Below are 20,281 nucleotides of genomic sequence, written 5' to 3'. Positions count from 1 at the left end.
GCGCTGCCCACCGTATAAATTCGTAAAGCTTAGAACGAAAAGGGCTCTTGGCTTTGAAAAGCAATTGCCTCGGCTAGTTTAGTTTTGAATTCATGCCCTGAACGGTCACAAACCCAATTACCTTGTTTATAATCATAATGGTACCCACCCTGTTTAGTTGCTAACCATATTTGGTGGAATGCCTCTTGTTTGTTAATAATAATTTTACTGCCATCTTCAAAGCTAAGAGTCATCACACCACCATTGATTTCACAATCAATATCGGCATCACCCTCATAATTATCTAAATGCTCCTCGATGGTGCTCAGTAGCGTTTCTGCTAGCTGATGAAATTCGCTGTCATTCACGATTAATTTCCTGTTTGCTCACAATGGTTTAATTGAAATTATTATTGTTAATTGAAATTATAGGAGGGAACCTGCATTGGGGTCAATCTCAGCATACCCGCTAAAAATTTCAGACTAAATTTAGCCTAAAGTATATAATATCAACATGCTGGATAAACAGGCGTGATTTGCGAGGCCACTCCTGTTATTGTGTAAAATATCAGATGTCAAAAGTGAGTATTACGGGCGAAAAAGAATGAAAAAAAGTTTAATTGGGCTTAGTGCACTAGTTGTTTTATTTACCCTTTCTGGCTGTGGCTTAAAAGGCCCGTTGTATTTTCCGCCGGAAGAAACTGCAGCTCCGGCTAAGGCATCTGATGTGCAACCTACCGCACAAGACAGTACTGCCAAAGAGCCTGCTCAAACCACGAATAATCAGTAAGTCGCCTCTATGGAGCGTGAAATGCAATTTTCTAAAATGCATGGCTTAGGTAATGACTTCATGGTTGTCGATGGCGTTACACAAAATGTATATTTTTCGCCTGAATTGATTTGTCGGTTAGCAGATAGGCATACAGGCGTTGGGTTCGATCAACTACTATTAGTTGAAGCCCCTTATGACCCTGACCTTGATTTTCATTACCGTATTTTTAATGCAGATGGCAGTGAGGTCGCTCAATGTGGTAATGGAGCCCGCTGTTTTGCTCGTTTTGTTAGGCTCAAAGGCTTAACGAATAAGCAAAAAATTAAAGTCAGCACTCAGTCGGGTCGTATGACATTAACCATAAATGAGAATGATGATGTCTGCGTTAATATGGGCGAACCTGATTTTGAACCACAGAGAGTGCCATTTCGCGCAGTTAAAGAAGAAAAGACCTATATTATTCGAGCACAAGAACGTACAGTGCTGTGTGGGGTTGTCTCAATGGGTAACCCGCATTGTGTCATTCAAGTTGAAAGTATTCATACGGCAGAAGTCGAAGTTTTAGGCCCCGCTTTAGAAAATCATGAGCGTTTTCCAGAACGTGCCAATATTGGCTTTATGGAAATTATCAGTGCTGACCATATTCGCTTGCGCGTTTATGAACGTGGAGCTGGGGAAACTCAAGCTTGTGGTAGCGGAGCATGCGCAGCTGTCGCGGTTGGGATTACTCAAGGGCTACTGGCGAAGCGGGTTAAAGTCGATTTGCCGGGGGGCTCATTAGATATTTCTTGGGAAGGTCCTGGGTCGCCTCTTTATATGACAGGTCCTGCAACGCATGTTTATGATGGAGTCATTCAACTCTAATTTTGAATAGCCGAAGAGGAAAAAATGGATAAAACCAAAAAAGCGCAGGAAATGGTTCATCAAATTGATGAGCTTGATGTCGTGCGCTATTTAACGGAAAACCCTTATTTTTTTCTTCGTAATGCACAGCTGTTGGAGCAACTAAAAGTCCCACATGTTGTGCGGGAAGCGATTTCATTGCCTGAGTTAGTCATGAGCCGTCAACGGTTGAAAATCAAAGAGCTCGAACAAGATATTCGGTTTATGGTTGAGCAAGCTCATGAAAATGTAGAGCTTTTTGATGAATTGTTAGTGTTGGTGATTGAAATGTCATCAGCAGAAAGTTTACAGCAAATGCTGTTAGCGTTAAACCGTTGGGCAAAAAAACTGGGTTTATCCGGTGCTCAGGTACGCTTGTTTAGTGACAGTTGGCATTTGTCTGCACCTTTGGATGCACATCAATTAGTTATCTCGCGTCGTGTTTTTGAACCAGTGAGGATTCAACGCTTTGGTGATAAGCGTAACTACCTCGGCCGGTTAAATGGCCCTGAAATCCAACTACTTTTACCTGATGCGTTAAATGTCGGCTCAGTCGCCATTTCATTGTTTGGTCATCATGGTGAATCAGGTATGGTCATTTTTACTAGCCGTGATCGTGAACATTATCAACATGGTATGGGAACGGTCATGTTGGAGAAAGTCGCTCAAATTCTACCGAGGTTATTATGCCAATGGATAGAACGCCTGTAAAAAACCAGCCGGAAGGGCTGATGAGCCAAATTGAGGCCTTTCTGTATTATCTGCGTGTTGAACGCCGGTTAAGTCCGGTTACTATTACTAACTATCGTCGCCAACTGAGCGTTATTGTGGAGATGTTAGCCTTATTAAATATCCACGAATGGCAAAAAGTGGATGCGGCGATTGTGCGCAACATTGCGGCTAAAAGTCGCAAATCGGGTTTACAAGCAGCAAGTATGGCGTTGCGGTTATCATCGCTGCGTAGTTTTTTTGATTGGATGGTACACCAGGGGGAATTACCCGCAAACCCCGCAAAAGCAATCCATGCCCCTAAATCCAAAAAGCGCCTTCCTAAGAATATGGATGTGGATGAAGTCTCCCAACTTTTGAACATGGATAGTGGCGACCCTCTTGTTGTACGTGACCGAACGATGCTTGAAGTGATGTATGGTGCGGGGTTACGCTTATCTGAACTAGTCGGGCTAGATGTTCGCCATCTTGATTTAAATACGGGCGAAGTGTGGGTAATGGGGAAAGGGAGTAAAGAGCGCAGAGTGCCAATGGGTAAAACTGCGGTGAGTTGGCTACAACGTTGGCTTGAGATGCGAGAGCTCTATGACCCTGAAGATGACGCCGTTTTTATTTCAACCCAAAGCGGTAAACGTATTTCGAATCGGAACGTACAGAAACGTTTTGAGCAATGGGGAATAAAACAAGGGGTTAATAGCCACATTAATCCCCATAAATTACGCCACTCTTTTGCGACACATATCCTTGAATCAAGTGGGAATTTACGTGGAGTGCAAGAACTTCTTGGGCATGCAAATTTATCAACAACACAAATCTATACGCACCTTGATTTTCAGCACTTAGCAAACGTGTATGATGTGGCTCATCCGAGAGCAAAGAGGGAGAAACCTTAATGCATTTTTACCGTCCGTTATCACCCATTCTGGCGATCACGTTTGATTTGGATGACACGCTTTACGATAACCACCCAGTTATTGATAAAACGGAAGAAGAAGTTTTACGTTTTGTTCGTGAATATGATCCGCGCTTTAATCATTTTAGTAATGAAGATCTTTATGCTTTTCGCCGTCTTGTTGAAGAACAAGAGCCTGATATTTATCATGATATATCACGTTGGCGTTGGCTCTCTTCCAAAATGATGCTTTGCCATTATGGTTATTCGAAAGAAGCGGCACAAAAAGGGGCGGATGACATCATGGCGCATTTCACATATTGGCGAAATAGAATCGATGTCCCGAAATCCACCCATGAAACATTGTGCCAACTTGCAGAAAAAGTTCCGTTGGTGGCGATTACTAATGGTAACGCAGAGCCGGAAGCGTGTGGGTTAGGCCAATATTTTCAATTTGTATTGAAAGCGGGGCCTGATGGGCGCTCAAAGCCATTTTGTGATATGTATCGTTTAGCAGCAAAGCGACTTGAAATTGAGCCACAATTTATTCTTCATGTCGGGGACAACCTGTTAACGGATGTTGAAGGTGCAATTAACAGCGGTATGCAAGCTTGCTGGATAAACACAGAACAAAAAACACTGATGGAAGAGAAAGAGGGTCGTTTATTACCGCATGTAGAAATTTCGCGGTTGGATTCTCTCTTATCATTGGTATAATTATTTCCTGTATAAAAATACAGTGGCAATAGCCATTGTTAATAACCTCACAGTGGTATTAACCACTGTTTTGCTTTGATGGTAACTATGGACGTCTCTTATCTGCTTGAAGGCCTTAATGACAAACAGCGCGAAGCGGTTGCCGCCCCGCGTACCAATTTACTTGTCCTTGCGGGGGCAGGTAGTGGTAAAACTCGGGTGCTAGTGCATCGAATTGCATGGCTGATGTCTGTGGAAAATGCTTCCCCATTTTCAATTATGGCAGTGACGTTCACGAACAAAGCGGCAGCAGAAATGCGCCATAGAATCAATCAATTGATTGGTACTAGTGAAGGCGGTATGTGGATAGGAACATTCCATGGCTTAGCGCATCGTTTATTACGCCAACATTATATGGATGCCAATTTACCGCAGGATTTTCAAATTCTCGATAGTGATGACCAATACCGTTTAATTCGTCGCTTACTTAAGGCGATGAATTTAGATGAAAAACAATGGCCACCACGTCAGGGTATGTGGTACATCAACGGTAAAAAAGATGAGGGTTTGCGTCCTCAGCACATTGAAGCTTACGGAAACCCAGTCGAAGCCACATGGCTAAAAGTATACCAAGCTTACCAAGAGGCCTGTGATAGAGCCGGACTGGTGGATTTTGCTGAGCTACTATTACGTGCCCATGAACTGTGGTTAAACAAGCCCCATGTACTACAGCATTATCGTGAGCGTTTTACGAATATTCTCGTCGATGAATTCCAAGATACCAATAATATCCAATATGCATGGATCCGTGTACTCGCTGGGGAAACTGGCAAAGTCATGATTGTTGGTGATGATGACCAATCAATCTATGGCTGGCGTGGGGCTCAAGTAGAAAATATCCAGCGTTTTCTCAATGATTTTCCTGGTGCAGAAACTATCCGCCTTGAGCAAAATTATCGCTCGACGAATAATATATTAAAAGCGGCGAACGCATTGATCGCGAATAACAGTGACCGCTTAGGGAAAAATTTATGGACAGAAGGCGGAGATGGTGAACCCATTTCCCTCTACTGCGCTTTTAATGAGTTAGATGAAGCACGTTATGTGGTTGGGCGCATTAAACAATGGCATGAAAATGGTGGAGCCCTACAAGATTGTGCCATGCTGTACCGGAGTAATGCACAGTCTCGTGTATTAGAAGAGGCGCTCATCCAAGGTGCTATGCCATATCGTATTTATGGTGGGCAACGTTTCTTTGAACGCCAAGAGATTAAAGATGCACTTTCTTATTTAAGATTAATAGCAAATCGTAATGATGATGCTTCCTTCGAGCGGGTGGTCAATACACCAACACGTGGCATCGGAGATAGAACATTAGATACTGTTCGCCAAACTGCACGGGATCAACAACTAACATTATGGGAAAGTTGTGAGTACTTACTTCGCGAGCAGGTGTTGGGAGGTCGGGCAGCCGCTGCAATCGAGCGTTTCTTAGAATTAGTCGATGCATTAGCTAAAGAAACCCAAGACATGCCATTACACGTTCAAGCTGATAGAGTGATTAACGACTCAGGCCTACGAGCGATGTATGAGCAAGAAAAAGGCGAAAAAGCACAGGCTCGAATTGAAAACTTGGAAGAGTTAGTCAATGCAACCCGTGATTTCAGCTATCAAGACGAAGACCAAGACTTAATGCCATTGCAGGCTTTTCTTTCTCATGCAGCATTGGAAGCAGGAGATGGACAAGCGGATGTTAGTCAAGATGCCGTTCAATTGATGACTTTGCATTCGGCTAAAGGCCTGGAGTTTCCAGTTGTATTCATTGTGGGAATGGAAGAAGGTATGTTCCCAAGCCAAATGTCGATGGATGAAAGTGGTCGTCTTGAAGAAGAACGTCGCCTTGCTTATGTCGGTATTACCCGAGCAATGGAAAAACTGACTATCACCTACGCTGAAAGTCGTCGTTTATATGGCAAAGAAGTTTATCACAGGCCTTCTCGTTTTATCGGTGAGCTACCAACCGAGTGTGTTGAAGAAGTTCGTTTGCGAGCGCAGGTTTCAAGACCAGTTAGCCATCAACGCCTTGGTACCCCGATTAGCCAAAATGATTCGGGTTATGCATTAGGGCAGCGTGTAGTTCATCCTAAATTTGGAGAAGGCACGATTATTAACCTTGAAGGTAGTGGTGAACACTGTCGTTTACAAATCGCTTTCCAAGGTCAAGGAATTAAATGGCTGGTGGCTTCATATGCGAAGCTTGAGAAACTGTAATAGACAAGTATAAATAAAGTAGAAATCTGAATAATATTTCTACTTTATTTATTTAAATGAAATATAGGTTTAAAATAATTATAATTTGTTTTTATTATACAAATAATAAATTAGTCACTCCTTTGTCTTTAATATAAGATAAAAACGCAGTATAGATATCAAATTATGTTTTTAATTATATGAAAATCAAAGGAATTAATATGAAAATTGATTTTAATTTAAATAGTTATGATTTTAAAAAAATAGACTCGTTAATTTTTTCTGCTGAAAATCGTTTAAATAAAATTAAGAAACTGAAGTCTTCATTAGTAATGAAAATTCAAGATGAATATGGCTATGAATATTTATCTGAAAAAACAAATATAAATAGTGAAGTGACCGCTAAAATAGATGAGGTAAATAAAGCTATTAAATTTTTTGAAGGTAATTTACTAGCAATGAAAAATCTTGCTAGCAAATATAACAAGGAAAATATCGGTAATGAGATTTTATATTTTGAGGCTAGTAAGTTTTCTAAGTATAAAATAGAGTTGGAAATAAATAAGCAAAATAAAAATATTGGTGGTGACCATAAACTACTAGAAAGTATTTTTGTAATCAAAAAAATCCCTCATGAGACAAAAGAGGGTATGTTAAATCATGAAAAATCTACTTTAGTAAAGATAAATAATGAAATAACCCATCTAAATACTTCGTTTAATAAAGTTAAAACAGGTATTGTATCTATCTCAATAAATTATCATAACGCTAAGCTAAAATCATTGAAAAATAGAGCATCTAAGTTATTAGAAGATGAACGAAAAATTGATTTACAGTTAGATAACATAGAAATTGAGACAATAAAAAATAAAAAAGAGATAGATGATGAAATTGAAAAATTTGTTTCGTCTATAAATGATTTGAAATCTCGTTCAGTACAGCTATTAAATAAAGGAAGAGCTTGGGGCTCCAGTTCGGTTGTTACTGATAAATATAGCCAAAAACAGATAGATGATTCGATGAGAATGTTAGAGGAAAAAGTTCATAAAAATGTAAAAGTATTTGATGAACAATTAAATGTGTTTAAAGGCCTAAGTGAGTTGAACGAACATAAAACTAATTCAGAAATAGAAGAAATAAGGTCATTACGTAGAAATATTTCATTGTATAGAGTAGAAAGCCCTAGCATAGCAAAAGATAAGCATGTATTAAATGAGTTAAGTAGGATAAGTGAACTACAGGAATCAAATTTACTAAAAGTATTAGACGAATTAAATCAATATATTGATAAGCTAAATATTGAAATGGAAAAACAAGGCGAATTAGAAGTGAATTCAGGGCCTTTTAAAAATCATCTATCTTTAAATATTAAAAGATATAATGAAGAAATGCATAGCATTAAAGAAACTATCAAAGATGTTGAACTTCACTGGTCAATTCGTTCTCAAAAAATGATTGAAAATCAAGATGGTAATACATTAGTTCAACCCGTAATTCAAAGCGAATTAATTTCAGAACGAATTACGGCTTTCCAATCGACGGAAGAGGGGAATAGTGAAGTAAATAAAAACCTAGGGCAGGTAAGTCTTCTTAACCCAGTGGCACGTTGTTCTTGTGGTGGTATTGGAAGAACTGCATTCTGCTAAGTCAATCAATCGTTTAATTTGATTTTATAGTAAGCACTCAATATGGATGGAGTGCTTTTTTACTATGGAATGAGTATGTTATTTATGTAATTTTGAATCTCTTTTCTAGTTTACTCTATGATAACTATCACTATCTTTTTAGTGATTGACTTTGATATGCCGTATCAATCATCAGGATTTAAGTTTTTAATTTTAAAACTATATCTCAATGAAGTATAAAATATTACCTAATTAACTTTTCTAAGACTCATCATGTCAATGGATAAACTTATTGATTCACTTTCCTCACAAGGTTGGTATGTGTGGGACGATTTCATGAGCCTGCAACATATACAAACCATCAAAAATAGTATCCCAGATACCCTACAGGATGCACGTATTGGGCGCGGCGATACCTTACAAGGAAATAAAAGTATTCGTGCTGATCAAACTGTTTGGCTAGAACCTGAAATGGGGGAGCCTATCGTTAATTATCTAGATAAAATGGAGCAGGTTAGGCAAGAGCTTAACTGCCAGCTTTATCTTGGTCTGCGTGATTTTGAAACGCATTTCTGCCGTTATCCTAATGGTGGGTTTTATAAAAAACATCTTGATAACCCAAGAGGACAAGGGCGTCGCAAGGTAACCACTGTTTTATATATGAATGAAGCATGGCAAGCTGGAGATGGAGGTGAACTTGTTGTCTATGATAAAGAAAACAATCAATTGTTTGAATTAGAACCGCTTGCAGGTCGAATGATTTTTTTTATGTCTGAAGAGTTTCCACATGAAGTGTTACCGACTCAACAAAAAAGAGAAAGTATTGCTGGCTGGTTTTTAACAGAAAAAATACTCTAATCCGTTCAGGCTATTACCACCTCTTATTGAGGTGGCTGATAGATATTCTTCCATATTTATAATATCTAATTAATACTATATTATTTTCTTTAAAATTTAAGATTAACTTTATTCAATTTATCTTGTTTTAATCGGTTATATCAGTCATTTTAATTTTTTATTTTTCAATGTACATATAAAAGGAGTTTATAGATGAACAGCGTTGATAAATTTGGTTATGGTGATAAGCAGATTCAACAAGGAATGAGTATCATGGAATATGAAAAACAATTAGAAACAGCATTTAATAGCTTAATGAATAAAAATAAGGGTGATATTGTACCTATTAATTATGATATTGATCATTCGTCACTAATACAAACAACAAATTGTTTTTCTTCACAAAAAGAATATAGTTTTATCATTGAGCCAAATCATTATATTGCTGAATGTCAATTTAATAATTCAATGTGTTATTTAGTGAATTAAGCATTGTCTGGGTAGTAAAGCACAAAACAGTAAGGTAGATATCTTAAATTATATACCACCTCTTATCTGAGGTGGTATTGTTTTATTTTAAACGTTTAAATTCATTTCCTGAAAAAGTAATTACAGCGTTTCCTCTTTCAATTTGATAATGGGAATGATGACGTTGTTTATCCAGTTCATTAAGTTGCTGTGATTGATGTTCATTCAATTTCCATTGAATTAACTGTTTCGCAAGCTTTTTGTTAGCGTGCTGGCTGCGTTCAGATTGCACTTTGACAGTGATACCCGTAGCGACATGTTTTGCTCTAACCGCAGACGAGGTTTTATTAACGTGCTGCCCTCCAGCCCCCTGTGCTTTAGTAAATTCAAACTCAATTTCACTATCTTCAATTGGTTTAATGGGAGAGAAACGGGTGACACTCAAAAACCAATTTTTACGTTTATGTCGTGGCCTAAGTTGGCTTTGGCACTGCCATTGAATAGTGCCAGTCCATTTTTGGGATAGTATGTCTGCATTCTCACCTTCCAATGAAATTAAGGCAGATTTTAGTCCATAGCGTGATGGGAAAAACTCAAGTGTATCGGCAATGACTGAAAGTTTTTTAGCCTCTTGGAAAAAACAAGTAAGTGCTTTTTCCACCGCTATGCAACATTCTTCAGGCCCCTGCGCAGAGGAAAACTGTAATAATATCATTAGCAATCTCCACTGGTTTTATAGGTTATAACAGGTTTAAGGCGTGCAACAACTTGGATGATGCCAATATTCACCATGCTTTCAATTACAGTATCAATAGATTTATAAGATTGAGGGGCCTCTTCGTAAATCAATTGCTTGTTTGCGCAGATAACACGACTACCTAATACCGTCCTTGATAATTGAGTAGGTGTATATTTATGTGATAAACGCCCTTTACACTCAGTTCGCATCCATTTCCGTCCAGCTCCATGAGCAAGAGAATTCAGACAAACTTCACTTGGTTGTGGAGAAACGAGATAACTGTAATCACCTCGAGAACCAGGGATAACGACTAGCCCGCGATCTGATGGTGTCGCTCCTTTTCGATGTATCCACCCTTCAATACCATTGATTTTACAGGATTCAACTAGGTTATGATTAAGGTCGAGTACGAGTTTACCCTTTGACTTTACTTGTTGCAGCATACGTAAACCGATCATTTGCCGATTTAGTTGGGCAAAATCCAATGCATTCTGATGTGCTTCCAGATAATCTTTTGCATCTTGAGTATTGTCTATAAGCCCATCATGACTATATTTTTCTACATGCTGGCGAAGTATTGATTGGCCTAAACCACGAGAGCCACTATGCACTAATAACAGTAATTGTTGTTTATTTAATCCACTCATGCTGAATAATTCTGGATTTAATATTTCATCAACGCCCTGAAATTCAGCAAAATGATTTCCGCCACCAATAGAACTTAATGATGACATAAAGTCATGTGATTGCATGTTATTTGGAACATGCTCTTCAAGCCATGACAAAGGCGCATGATCTAACATTTCAGAAAGTTGTTTTTCGAGTTTATCGAGGTTAACTTTCGATTTTTTAATATCAGTTTGGAACAGCGCCATTCCACAACCGATGTCATTACCAACTAGCGCAGGATAAAAGCGCTTGGTAGAGAAAAATGCCGCGCCAATCGGGTATCCTCGACCTGGATGAAGATCAGGCATGCCGACAACAGATACCATATCAGGTAAGCTTGCAGTTGTTTGTAATTGTTGGATTGCTTTACTTTCAATCCATGTTGATTCTGTGGCGATATAGCTAACTTGCTGATCCACAGTATGTAAGGTATTGCCCATAAGCTATTAACTCATTTTTAATTGAAAAATAAGGTGAATTAGCAGGCAAAATTAAGAAAATAGATTAACTAACGAGAGTGGCTATTTCTGAGTGTGCCCGCAAAGAGTTTGATTAATTGTTGTCATGGTAAACCTCCTTGCAGTTAGTAGATGAATATAAAACGCTGCGGATATTAACGGTAACTTTTTTCTTTTGCAAGGGCTATTTTAAAGATAGCCGATTTTTAGCCTTTTTCTGAAATCAATATATAAATTAATTAATATTATACAAACTAATAATTAGATAATTAAATTTATATTTTTATTTATTCCAATGGAATTGAGCGTGAGTGAAATATAAAAATTTGCTATCATTTAGACGGGTGCTTGAGCCTTTCTGGTTCAAGCTTATTATGTTGGATAAAATGTTTGGATTAGAAATGGAAAAGCCCCGTTAGTTATTATTAACCAACGAGGCCCGATCTAAACCTGAACAGTTGAGATTGTGCCTCTTAACCATTAAGAGGTCAAGGGAAATGAGCAAGTTCGCAGTGATTGCGTTTGTTTCGGCGTGTATTACCGTGTTCGGTATTTCACTATTAATGCGGGATAGGCTTTGCCTAATTGTCATTAGTCATGGAAATACAGTTGTTCAAACAACGTTTTCTTACGAAGAATAATGTTGCTTTACGAGGGAGTTTATTCCCTCGTAATTTCCCGATTTAATTGTGAGTATTCAGGTTTGGAATTAAGTGCCCAATTAAAAACACCCCAAGATATTATTGAATCTTTGGGGTGTTTATTTAATTAGTTATCTAAATAAATAATTAAGCAATATGTACAGTTTTTCCACCAATAATTGTACGTAATACTTTTACATTTTCAATATCATCAGCAGGGATCTCAAATACATTGCGATCTAGCACGATCATATCAGCAAATTTTCCAGCCTCTAATGAGCCGAGTACATCTTCACGGTGTTGTGCATAAGCTGAGTCTATCGTAGCAGAGCGCAAAACTTCAATTACCGTCAAGTCTCGGTCATTATCGAGTCTCGGTGCTTTTTGACCATTAATATCGCGGCCACGGCGTGTCGCTGCGACTTTTAAATCATACCACTCATCGAAATCATCGATTGGCCAGTCACTACCAAATGCAACAACCGCGCCAGCATCGACAAATTTAGCGATGGGTTCAAGTTGCTCAAAACGTTCATCACCGAGCATTTTTTTCTCAAAAGCCGCTAGCTCTGGAGTTGGGGCTGCCCACTGGAAAGATAAACAAGCGATGGTTTTTAAGCGCGCAAAACGGGCGTAATCATCCGCATGGACTAGTTCATTGTGAGCGAGTCCTGGGCGAATATCTTTTTCTGGGTGCGCTGCTCGCATTTTTTCAATCGCATCTAATACGATGGAAACGGCACCTTCACCAACAGTATGCAAGTGAGGGTCATAGCCTGCTGCGGCAATTTTTTCCATTAATTCATCAAGAATTTCAGCTGTGAAATACAGGTCACCATAGTTATCCGTTTCTACCCAATTAGGCGTGTCATCTGTGCCTTGATTAATGCGGTATGGCTGCAATAACGACGCTGTCATTGTTGGAAATTGCATGACACCATCAACAAACATTTTAATATTATTCAAGCCAATACCTGGGGTTGGTGTCCAATCAGCTTGGTGCCATTTTTTGGCAAATGCAACGGCTTTATCCACTGCTACCGCTACTGAAGCAACATCTGGTGTTTCATCGGGGGTGATTTCACGAGCAGCTTGGAAACGGATCGTAAGGTCACCACGTTGCTGTAATTGAGAAAAGGCTTCAAGCTGTTGTTCTGAAACGCGGGCATCCATCACCATAGTCACACCTTGCTGGTTAAGTACTTTCTGTACTAATTCAGCAACTTCAATTGCTTGGTCGTCACGAATTGAAGGAATGCTATCGGCAGCACGCATAGCGGGTGCATCTTCAAGGATGCCATTCAACTCACCGTTCTCGTATTTGCCAATTTTACCATCAGGTGGCTCAGGTGTGTCTTTAGTGATACCAAATAGTTCGAGAGCACGGCTATTGGCTAGCAATGTATGGCAGTCATTTGAAAATAATACGACAGGGCGTTTTGTATTGAGCTTGTCCATATCTTCACGATACATATCAACACCCGCCGGGATCATTCCTTGACGTAGCCATGCAGTGACTTTGAGCCAATCATTTTCCCCGGTACGAGGGTCTTTATCGAGGTGATCTTGTACACGCTCTAAAATTTGCTCGATAGTTAACGATTCATAATTTAAATGACAACCGAAGAGTTGAATACCGCCCCAAAAAGGGTGCATATGGCCATCAATGATACCAGGCATCATCATTTTGCCTTCGAGATCGATACTCTCTGTTTCAGGGCCAACATACTGATGAAGTTCATCAGAAGTGCCTGTGGCAAGAATGTAACCATCACGAACAGCAACCGCATCGACAACGCGATTTTTATCATCCGCAGTATATATATAACCGTTAAAATAAATAACGTCAGCTAATTGATTATTCATTGTAAACCGTCTGTATCAGTGGTGCTTTGGTGGCACCAGAGCTAAAAAAACAACGGGGAAGGCAAGTGCTCCCCCGTAATCATTTATAAGACTTGAAATGCTTAGTTAATAATCATTTCAGTTTCATCGTCAGAGATTGCAGGTGGACGACGAGTAAAACCATGGGTCAGCAGTGCTAAGTAAATTGCTCCTGCGGCTAGCCACCATAAACCCACTTTAAAGGCTTCGCTATCAAGGCTTGTCCATAACCATAATGTTAGGATAACACCAATAGAAGGCATAATCAGGCAAGTGATAATTTTTGTATTATCCAGCGGTGCTTTACGGTCAATGTAAAAATGTTTAATGACCGATAAATTCACAAAAGTGAATGCAATTAAGGCACCAAAACTAATCATTGAGGCGACCATGCTGAGTGAAAGCACTAATGAAAGTAGTGATGCTAACGCAACAAAGATAATTGAGTAAATCGGTGTATTGAGTCTTGGATGCAGATAAGCAAACAGCGAACGTGGTAACACGCCTTCACGGCCCATCGCATAGAAAATACGTACAATACTGGCTTGTGAGGTCATTGCTGAGGCAAATACACCGATAACATAAGCGGTGATAAAGCTAGAAGCCATCATCGCACCACCAACTTGTTTCATTACCGCAAGGCTAGCAATATCTGTGTTAGGAATGAAATCTTGCCACATCGGGTAAACCAAGTGCGCACCATAGGAAATGATGACAAATAGCGTACCTGCGATAAACACGGTGTATAGAATCGCTTTTGGTAACGCACTACGTGCATCTTTGGTTTCTTCTGCCATGGTGGAGATCGCATCAAAGCCAAGGAAGGCTAAGCAGAGTACCGCTGCACCAGCAAATAATCCTGATACTTGTTCTGACATTACCGTAATAGGTGCCAATAAAGCATCAGTATCCAATACAAATGAAGTTTTAAAACTCAAGTATAGGAACACTGCGATAAATACAAATTGCATTAAAATGATTAGCATATTCATTGAGGAAACTAATTTAATTCCCAAAATATTCATAATGCTAACAATTGTGATGGTACTGCAAATAATCACATACATTGGGATATCGGGGAACGCTTCATGAACAAAGATCCCAATTGCAATGTAGTTAATAATTGGCAGAAAGAGATAGTCGAGCAATTGTGCCCAACCCACTAAAAACCCGAGTGTGCCGCCAAAGGTTTTTTGCACGTATGAATAAGCAGATCCTGAAAGAGGAAGTGCGCTTGTCATGCGGCAATAGCTCATGGCGGTAAAAAAGACGGCAGCTAATGTAATTAAATAAGCGATAGGCAGATGGCCCTCACTCAATACAGTTACTTGTCCATAGGTGGTGAAAATTCCGAGTGGCACCATATAAGCCAGCCCGAAAAAAACTAACGCAGGAGTGGTCAGTACGCGTTTCATTTGAACGGTATTCTGTTGCATTTTTAAGCCCTTCCCAAAAGCCCTTAACAACGTTAACTCTGTCTGAATGCACAGGCCGAGTGAACCTAAAATGCAGCCGTACTCGTCATACTTCGAATCACAACGTTGTTGGCTTCACTCGTTCGCACTAGTCACATACTTTTGTATGCTCCTAGCGACTCTTTTGCTTGCCGCCTAGTTGTGTTTTCGAATTATTTAGAGTCTTAACGCTACATGGTTGTATTAAATTAAATCTTAGAACCGTCTGCATTCAATTTCAGAAAACCTCGCACCAGGACATTTTTAAAATGAAATGTCATCGTGCGCACTTTAATGAAACGTCAGTGATGAATCGGACCATCACCATCCGCTGGGGTGAATACAAGCGGCGTACAATATAATTACCAAGTTCCTATTAAGCAATCATTAATTGAAAAAAATAAACAACTACTTTTATTTCAAAGAGTTGTTTGATGGATGTGTTTATTAATTGAAGTGGATTTAAGATAAGTTAAATGATAGCCATTATGTATAGAAAATCAAGATGAATTTTTTCTGTTTAACTTATTGATTTTATGTGGTTAAGTTTATTTTGTTACAATTGCGTATATATAGATAAGAACAAAAAGATTTAAATTAATTTTGATTTATCATGTGGTAGATAAAGAATTTACCACTTAATTAAATAGCCTATTTGCATTAATTAAATTAACTATTTGAGTTCCATATAATGAAACACCGACTTCGTTTAGAATATAAAACGAGAGTCGGTATTTAATATTAACGCTATTTACCGGCTATCTGAGTTTCTGTAAACAGTTACCCATTATTTTTTTCTCAGTTTCTGCTGGGTATATAATGCATCTAATGTAAATAAAATTAATGCAACCCAGATAAACCCAAAAGTGACTAACAATTCAGGTGTCATAACTTCACCGTACACAAAGACGGCGAGTAAGAACATAATACTTGGCCCCATATATTGGAAAAAGCCTAGCGTTGAAAGCCTTAAATGGTTAGCTGCTTCTGTAAATAGTAACAGTGGCACTGTAGTAATTACCCCGGCAGCAATCAGAAGTGCATTCAAATGCCAATCATTCATTGCCATATCACTCGTTGGACTATCTGCAAAAAATAATAAGAAGATAATCCCGACAGGAAGCAGCCAAAGTGTTTCGAATGTCATTCCTGTTTGTGCGTCGACCCCTAATTTTTTACGTAATAATCCATAGGTGGCAAATGTAACAGCTAAACTTAGCCCAATCACAGGCACTGAGCCAAATTGCCAAAGCTGGATCAATACACCTGTTAGTGCAAGACCAACAGCAATCCACTGCATGCGGCGAAAACGTTCTTGTAAGAATAGCATTCCAAACAGTACGTTAACTAGTGGGTTAATAAAGTAACCTAAGCTAGCTTGTAGCATATAACCATTATTAACTGCCCAAATATAAATTAACCAGTTACAAGCAATTGTCGTTGCCGTTACACCAAGAACTAATATTTTCTTTGGTTGCTTTAGTACTTGGCGAACATAACTCCAATGCCGTGAAACTGTTAATAATAAAATCATAAAGAAAAATGACCAAATAATACGATGAGTCAGGATTTCTTCTGCGGGCACTTCTTGGATGCTTTTAAAATAAATAGGTGCGACACCCCATATAAAATAGGCGCCTAAGGCACATAACACGCCTTTGGTAGTATTTTGCTGGCTCATTGTTGGCTCTGAAATTGAATTAAAGACTAAAAAGATACTTATACAGAGAGACCGAGCCGATTTAAGCGGCTCGATTTTTGATACCACTAATGTGACATTGCTCAGGTTTTTTTACAAGTTATTAGTTTAGCAGGTGACTAATTATTTATATTTTATTTCTATCCAACCAGATAAGTTGCCGTTGCTGTTGCAATATGCTGGTTGTTTTCATTATGAAGCTCGCAGCGGGTCACGGCTATTTTATTGCCGTCTCTTAATAAGCTAGCACTAGCAGTAAAAATTTGCCCTCGACCGGGGCGTAAATAATCAACTCGTAAGTCGATTGTCCCCATTCGGGACATTTTATCGACAATCTCGGTGTGGGTTAATGGATTAATACGCTGCAAAATACGATTGATGCATACCATCCCCCCTGCAACATCTAAAACCGAAGCGATCACACCGCCATGTAAAATGTTCTGAGTAAAATTACCAATTAATTGTTGACGATTTTCAACAGTAAGCTGAACAAAATCATCATTTAAACTCATTAATTTAATACCAAGTAGCTGGTTAAATGGCATTTTATAAATAAATGCATGGCTCATTAAGTCACTGGCTTCTTCTAAAGTATAAGTACGGTCATTCATCGTTTTCATCCTTTAAAAATATGTGAATGATAAGTTAACATTATGTGTAAATTATGTCTCTAACAAACGAATGAATAATCTTTCAACAGTTATTCAGTTTTGTGTGTAAAATAGGACAAACTTTTTTTGGACGATGTTGAAAATAGGAATGACTAATGCGCGCTTTACCGATTTTGTTAAGTGCAGTGCTCTGCTTTTGGTCTGCTTCATTGTTTGCGACTGAAAATACAGGTGTTCAGCCTGTAGAAGATGTCAAAAATACCTTGCCAATACGTGGAAGCATCATTTCAGGATTACTGCAACACCATGATAACCCATTTGTGCTGTATCCATATGAATCGAATTATATCCTTTATACCTATACATCCTCGATGAATAAAGAAGCCATTTCTAGCTACAATTGGGGTGATGATGCTTTAAAGGATGAAGTTAAATTTCAATTAAGTTTAGCGTTTCCATTATGGGCGGGTATTGCGGGTGATGACTCAATTTTAGCTGTTTCTTATACTCAGCGTTCTTGGTGGCAGCTAAGTAATAAAAAAGAGTCTTCACCATTTAGAGAAACTAACTATGAGCCTCAAGTGTTTGTTGGCTGGTTAACCGACTACCAATTTGCGGGTTGGACGTTGCGTGAGATTGAAACAGGTTTTAACCACGAGTCAAATGGTCGTTCAGAGCCTACTTCTCGCAGCTGGAACCGAGTATATGCAAGGGCAATGGCGCAAAATGGTAACTGGCAAGTTGATCTCAAACCTTGGTACCGCATTCATGAAAGTGAAGGGCGTGATGATAATTCTGATATTACCAAATATATGGGTTACTATCGCTTAAAAGTAGGGTATGCGTTGGGAGACAGCGTGTTTACTACGACTGGGCGCTATAACTGGAATACAGGGTATGGTGGTGCAGAATTGGGGTGGAGCTATCCAATTAGTAAACATGTGCGTTTTTATACCCAGTTGTTTAGCGGATATGGTGAGTCGATGATAGACTACAATTATCGCCAAACACGTTTTGGTATCGGTGTTATGCTAAACGATATGCTGTAATGGAAGAAAAACTCAGCTCTCTATTTTGTTCTGAGTTGAATACCAAGTCATGAATCAACAACTTCGCTGCTCAATTGGGCAGCGGCTTGTTTTATCGATTGAGGAAGTTTGTGTCCACTGCTTGCGTCATTAACCAACTTTCATTGGCTGAACATGTGCTCAATAGTACATTCGGCTACCAGTCATTTCGCCCTGGGCAAGATGCTGTCATTGGGGCTATTTTGGATAACCGTGATTGCTTAGTGTTAATGCCAACAGGGGGTGGTAAATCCCTTTGCTACCAAGTTCCTGCTTTAGTTAAAGAAGGTGTCACACTGGTCGTTTCGCCATTAATATCATTAATGAAAGACCAAGTTGACCAATTAAGGTTACATGGGGTTAATGCTGCGTGTTTAAATTCATCACAAACGTCACAAGAACAACGTCAAATCATGGAATTGTGCAGTCAGGGGGAAATAAAATTACTGTATGTTGCTCCTGAACGGTTGTTAACTGATTATTTCTTAAGCCAATTAGCAGGATGGAACATCACCTTGCTAGCAGTGGATGAAGCCCACTGTATTTCCCAATGGGGACATGATTTTCGCCCTGAATACCGCGCACTAGGCCAATTACGGCAATCATTACCTAATGTACCCGTGATGGCGTTAACCGCAACTGCGGATGAAACCACACGTGCAGACATTATTCGTTTATTAGAGCTACATGAGCCATTAGTCCATGTGAGTAGCTTTGATAGGCCAAATATTCGTTATACCTTAGTCGAAAAATATAAGCCTTTAGATCAACTTTGGTTTTTTATTAAAGGGCAAAAAGGAAAAGCAGGTATTGTTTATTGTAATAGTCGCAGTAAGGTTGAAGAAACGACAGAGCGCTTGCAAAAGCGAGGCTTAAGTGTTGCGGCATACCATGCAGGGTTAGACGCTGCCCAACGGGAGTGGGTACAAGATGCATTTCTAAAAGATAACCTACAAGTTGTCGTGGCGACAGTGGCTTTTGGGATGGGAATTAACAAATCAAACGTTCGGTTTGTCGCTCATTTTGATATTCCGCGTAATATCGAAGCGTATTATCAAGAAACAGGGCGGGCAGGTCGTGACGGTGTTGAAGCCGAAGCCATTTTATTTTATGACCCTGCAGATATGGCATGGTTACGTCGTTGTCTTGAAGAAAAGCCTGCGGGTATGCAGCAAGATATAGAACGGCATAAGCTGAATGCCATCGCGGCTTTTGCTGAAGCACAAACTTGCCGCCGTTTGGTGCTACTCAATTATTTTGGTGAAAATCGCCAGCAGCCTTGTGGCAATTGTGATATTTGCTTAGACCCACCAAAACAGTACGATGGGTTAGTGGATGCGCAAAAAGCGCTGTCCTGTATTTATCGTGTTGGTCAGCGCTTTGGTATCGGCTATATTGTTGAGGTTCTGCGTGGCGCTAATAATCAGCGTATTCGTGACTTAGGCCATGATAAACTGCCCGTCTATGGCATTGGTAAAGAACAAAGTAATGAACATTGGGTCAGTGTGATTCGCCAACTGATCCATTTAGGTATGATCACACAGAATATTACGCATTTTTCAGCGCTTCAATTAACGGAGGCAGCACGGCCAGTATTACGTGGTGAAGCTGCACTAAAACTCGCAGTTCCTCGTGTTTTAGTGGTAAAAAGCCGTAATCAACAAAACAAAATTTATCATGGCAATTATGATAAAAAGCTCTTTGCTAAACTGCGTAAATTGCGTAAATCCATTGCAGATGAAGAAAATATTCCGCCATTTGTGGTGTTTAATGATGCAACATTAATTGAAATGGCTGAGAACACCCCGACTTCACCTGCCGAATTACTGTTAATCAATGGTGTTGGCGAACGCAAGCTCGAACGTTTTGGAGTAGCATTTATGGCGCTTATCCAAGACCATCTTGAAGGTTATGAATGAATAGATAAGGA

At 39.3% G+C, this 20,281-nt stretch carries 19 protein-coding genes; 12 read left to right on the top strand and 7 right to left on the bottom strand.

The annotated features are described in order from the left end of the window. Positions 1 to 29: 29 nt before the first annotated feature. Positions 30 to 347 (bottom strand): iron donor protein CyaY, encoded by a 318-nt coding sequence (gene cyaY, locus P3L40_RS21200; protein ID WP_004906066.1) that lies wholly within the window; start codon positions 345 to 347, stop codon positions 30 to 32. A gap of 235 nt (positions 348 to 582) precedes the next feature. Here cyaY and lptM point away from each other — a divergent pair, with 235 nt between their 5' ends. The 9 genes from lptM to P3L40_RS21155 all read left to right on the top strand — a co-directional run bounded on the left by lptM (position 583) and on the right by P3L40_RS21155 (position 9,150). Further along, positions 583 to 768, top strand: a complete 186-nt coding sequence (gene lptM, locus P3L40_RS21195) for an LPS translocon maturation chaperone LptM (protein WP_004906065.1) — start codon at positions 583 to 585, stop codon at positions 766 to 768. A 21-nt stretch (positions 769 to 789) separates the two neighbouring features. Continuing rightward, entirely contained in the window at positions 790 to 1,614 is an 825-nt protein-coding gene (gene dapF, locus P3L40_RS21190; protein WP_094962463.1) for a diaminopimelate epimerase, read from the top strand. A 24-nt stretch (positions 1,615 to 1,638) separates the two neighbouring features. Beyond that, entirely contained in the window at positions 1,639 to 2,343 is a 705-nt protein-coding gene (locus P3L40_RS21185) for a DUF484 family protein (protein ID WP_004906061.1), read from the top strand. Next, positions 2,325 to 3,254: a tyrosine recombinase XerC gene (xerC, locus tag P3L40_RS21180; protein WP_136134023.1), complete on the top strand. Its 930-nt coding sequence runs from the start codon at positions 2,325 to 2,327 to the stop codon at positions 3,252 to 3,254. The genes P3L40_RS21185 and xerC overlap by 19 nt, the downstream gene beginning before the upstream one ends. Then, positions 3,254 to 3,970, top strand: coding sequence for a 5-amino-6-(5-phospho-D-ribitylamino)uracil phosphatase YigB (gene yigB / locus P3L40_RS21175; protein ID WP_004906059.1), 717 nt, complete (start codon positions 3,254 to 3,256; stop codon positions 3,968 to 3,970). Before xerC ends, yigB begins: the two co-directional genes overlap by 1 nt. Positions 3,971 to 4,057: 87 nt before the next feature. Next, positions 4,058 to 6,220 (top strand): DNA helicase II, encoded by a 2,163-nt coding sequence (gene uvrD, locus P3L40_RS21170; protein ID WP_036958803.1) that lies wholly within the window; start codon positions 4,058 to 4,060, stop codon positions 6,218 to 6,220. A 200-nt stretch (positions 6,221 to 6,420) separates the two neighbouring features. Next, positions 6,421 to 7,845, top strand: coding sequence for a hypothetical protein (locus P3L40_RS21165; protein WP_210853001.1), 1,425 nt, complete (start codon positions 6,421 to 6,423; stop codon positions 7,843 to 7,845). 252 nt (positions 7,846 to 8,097) lie between these two features. Further along, positions 8,098 to 8,682 (top strand): 2OG-Fe(II) oxygenase, encoded by a 585-nt coding sequence (locus P3L40_RS21160; protein WP_136134026.1) that lies wholly within the window; start codon positions 8,098 to 8,100, stop codon positions 8,680 to 8,682. 192 nt (positions 8,683 to 8,874) lie between these two features. Then, the gene (locus P3L40_RS21155; protein ID WP_094962467.1) at positions 8,875 to 9,150 is read left to right on the top strand and encodes a hypothetical protein; all 276 of its coding nucleotides are present in this window, start codon (positions 8,875 to 8,877) and stop codon (positions 9,148 to 9,150) included. 82 nt (positions 9,151 to 9,232) lie between these two features. Here P3L40_RS21155 and prfH read toward each other — a convergent pair whose 3' ends face one another. Then, complete coding sequence (prfH, locus tag P3L40_RS21150) at positions 9,233 to 9,844, bottom strand: peptide chain release factor H (protein ID WP_136134027.1); 612 nt, start codon at positions 9,842 to 9,844, stop codon at positions 9,233 to 9,235. Then, positions 9,844 to 10,977 carry an RNA ligase RtcB family protein gene (locus P3L40_RS21145; RefSeq protein ID WP_136134028.1) on the bottom strand — a complete coding sequence of 378 codons (1,134 nt, stop codon included), beginning with the start codon at positions 10,975 to 10,977 and terminating at the stop codon, positions 9,844 to 9,846. The genes prfH and P3L40_RS21145 overlap by 1 nt, the downstream gene beginning before the upstream one ends. 515 nt (positions 10,978 to 11,492) lie before the next feature. On the opposite strand from P3L40_RS21145, the gene P3L40_RS21140 reads away from it, so the two are divergent. Next, positions 11,493 to 11,636, top strand: a complete 144-nt coding sequence (locus tag P3L40_RS21140) for a Hok/Gef family protein (protein ID WP_110591039.1) — start codon at positions 11,493 to 11,495, stop codon at positions 11,634 to 11,636. 147 nt (positions 11,637 to 11,783) lie between these two features. Here P3L40_RS21140 and P3L40_RS21135 read toward each other — a convergent pair whose 3' ends face one another. From P3L40_RS21135 to P3L40_RS21120, 4 genes are all read right to left on the bottom strand, one after another. Then, positions 11,784 to 13,502, bottom strand: coding sequence for an amidohydrolase (locus P3L40_RS21135; RefSeq protein ID WP_196732283.1), 1,719 nt, complete (start codon positions 13,500 to 13,502; stop codon positions 11,784 to 11,786). Between the two features lie 101 nt (positions 13,503 to 13,603). After that, positions 13,604 to 14,956 carry an APC family permease gene (locus P3L40_RS21130; protein WP_094962471.1) on the bottom strand — a complete coding sequence of 451 codons (1,353 nt, stop codon included), beginning with the start codon at positions 14,954 to 14,956 and terminating at the stop codon, positions 13,604 to 13,606. Positions 14,957 to 15,761: 805 nt separating this feature from the next. Beyond that, positions 15,762 to 16,655, bottom strand: a complete 894-nt coding sequence (gene rarD / locus P3L40_RS21125) for an EamA family transporter RarD (protein WP_004906041.1) — start codon at positions 16,653 to 16,655, stop codon at positions 15,762 to 15,764. Between the two features lie 158 nt (positions 16,656 to 16,813). After that, positions 16,814 to 17,284: a thioesterase family protein gene (locus tag P3L40_RS21120; RefSeq protein ID WP_096864355.1), complete on the bottom strand. Its 471-nt coding sequence runs from the start codon at positions 17,282 to 17,284 to the stop codon at positions 16,814 to 16,816. Positions 17,285 to 17,439: 155 nt separating this feature from the next. On the opposite strand from P3L40_RS21120, the gene pldA reads away from it, so the two are divergent. Continuing rightward, positions 17,440 to 18,333 carry a phospholipase A gene (pldA, locus tag P3L40_RS21115; protein WP_094962474.1) on the top strand — a complete coding sequence of 298 codons (894 nt, stop codon included), beginning with the start codon at positions 17,440 to 17,442 and terminating at the stop codon, positions 18,331 to 18,333. Between the two features lie 110 nt (positions 18,334 to 18,443). Further along, positions 18,444 to 20,270 carry an ATP-dependent DNA helicase RecQ gene (gene recQ / locus P3L40_RS21110; RefSeq protein WP_136134030.1) on the top strand — a complete coding sequence of 609 codons (1,827 nt, stop codon included), beginning with the start codon at positions 18,444 to 18,446 and terminating at the stop codon, positions 20,268 to 20,270. The last annotated feature ends 11 nt before the right edge of the window (positions 20,271 to 20,281 follow it).

Source organism: Providencia sp. PROV040 (genome assembly GCF_032706145.1).
In the GTDB taxonomy this organism is placed as follows: domain Bacteria; phylum Pseudomonadota; class Gammaproteobacteria; order Enterobacterales; family Enterobacteriaceae; genus Providencia; species Providencia hangzhouensis.
The sequence above is the reverse complement of the archived record's forward strand: the minus strand, read 5'-3'. Positions and strand labels throughout refer to the sequence as shown.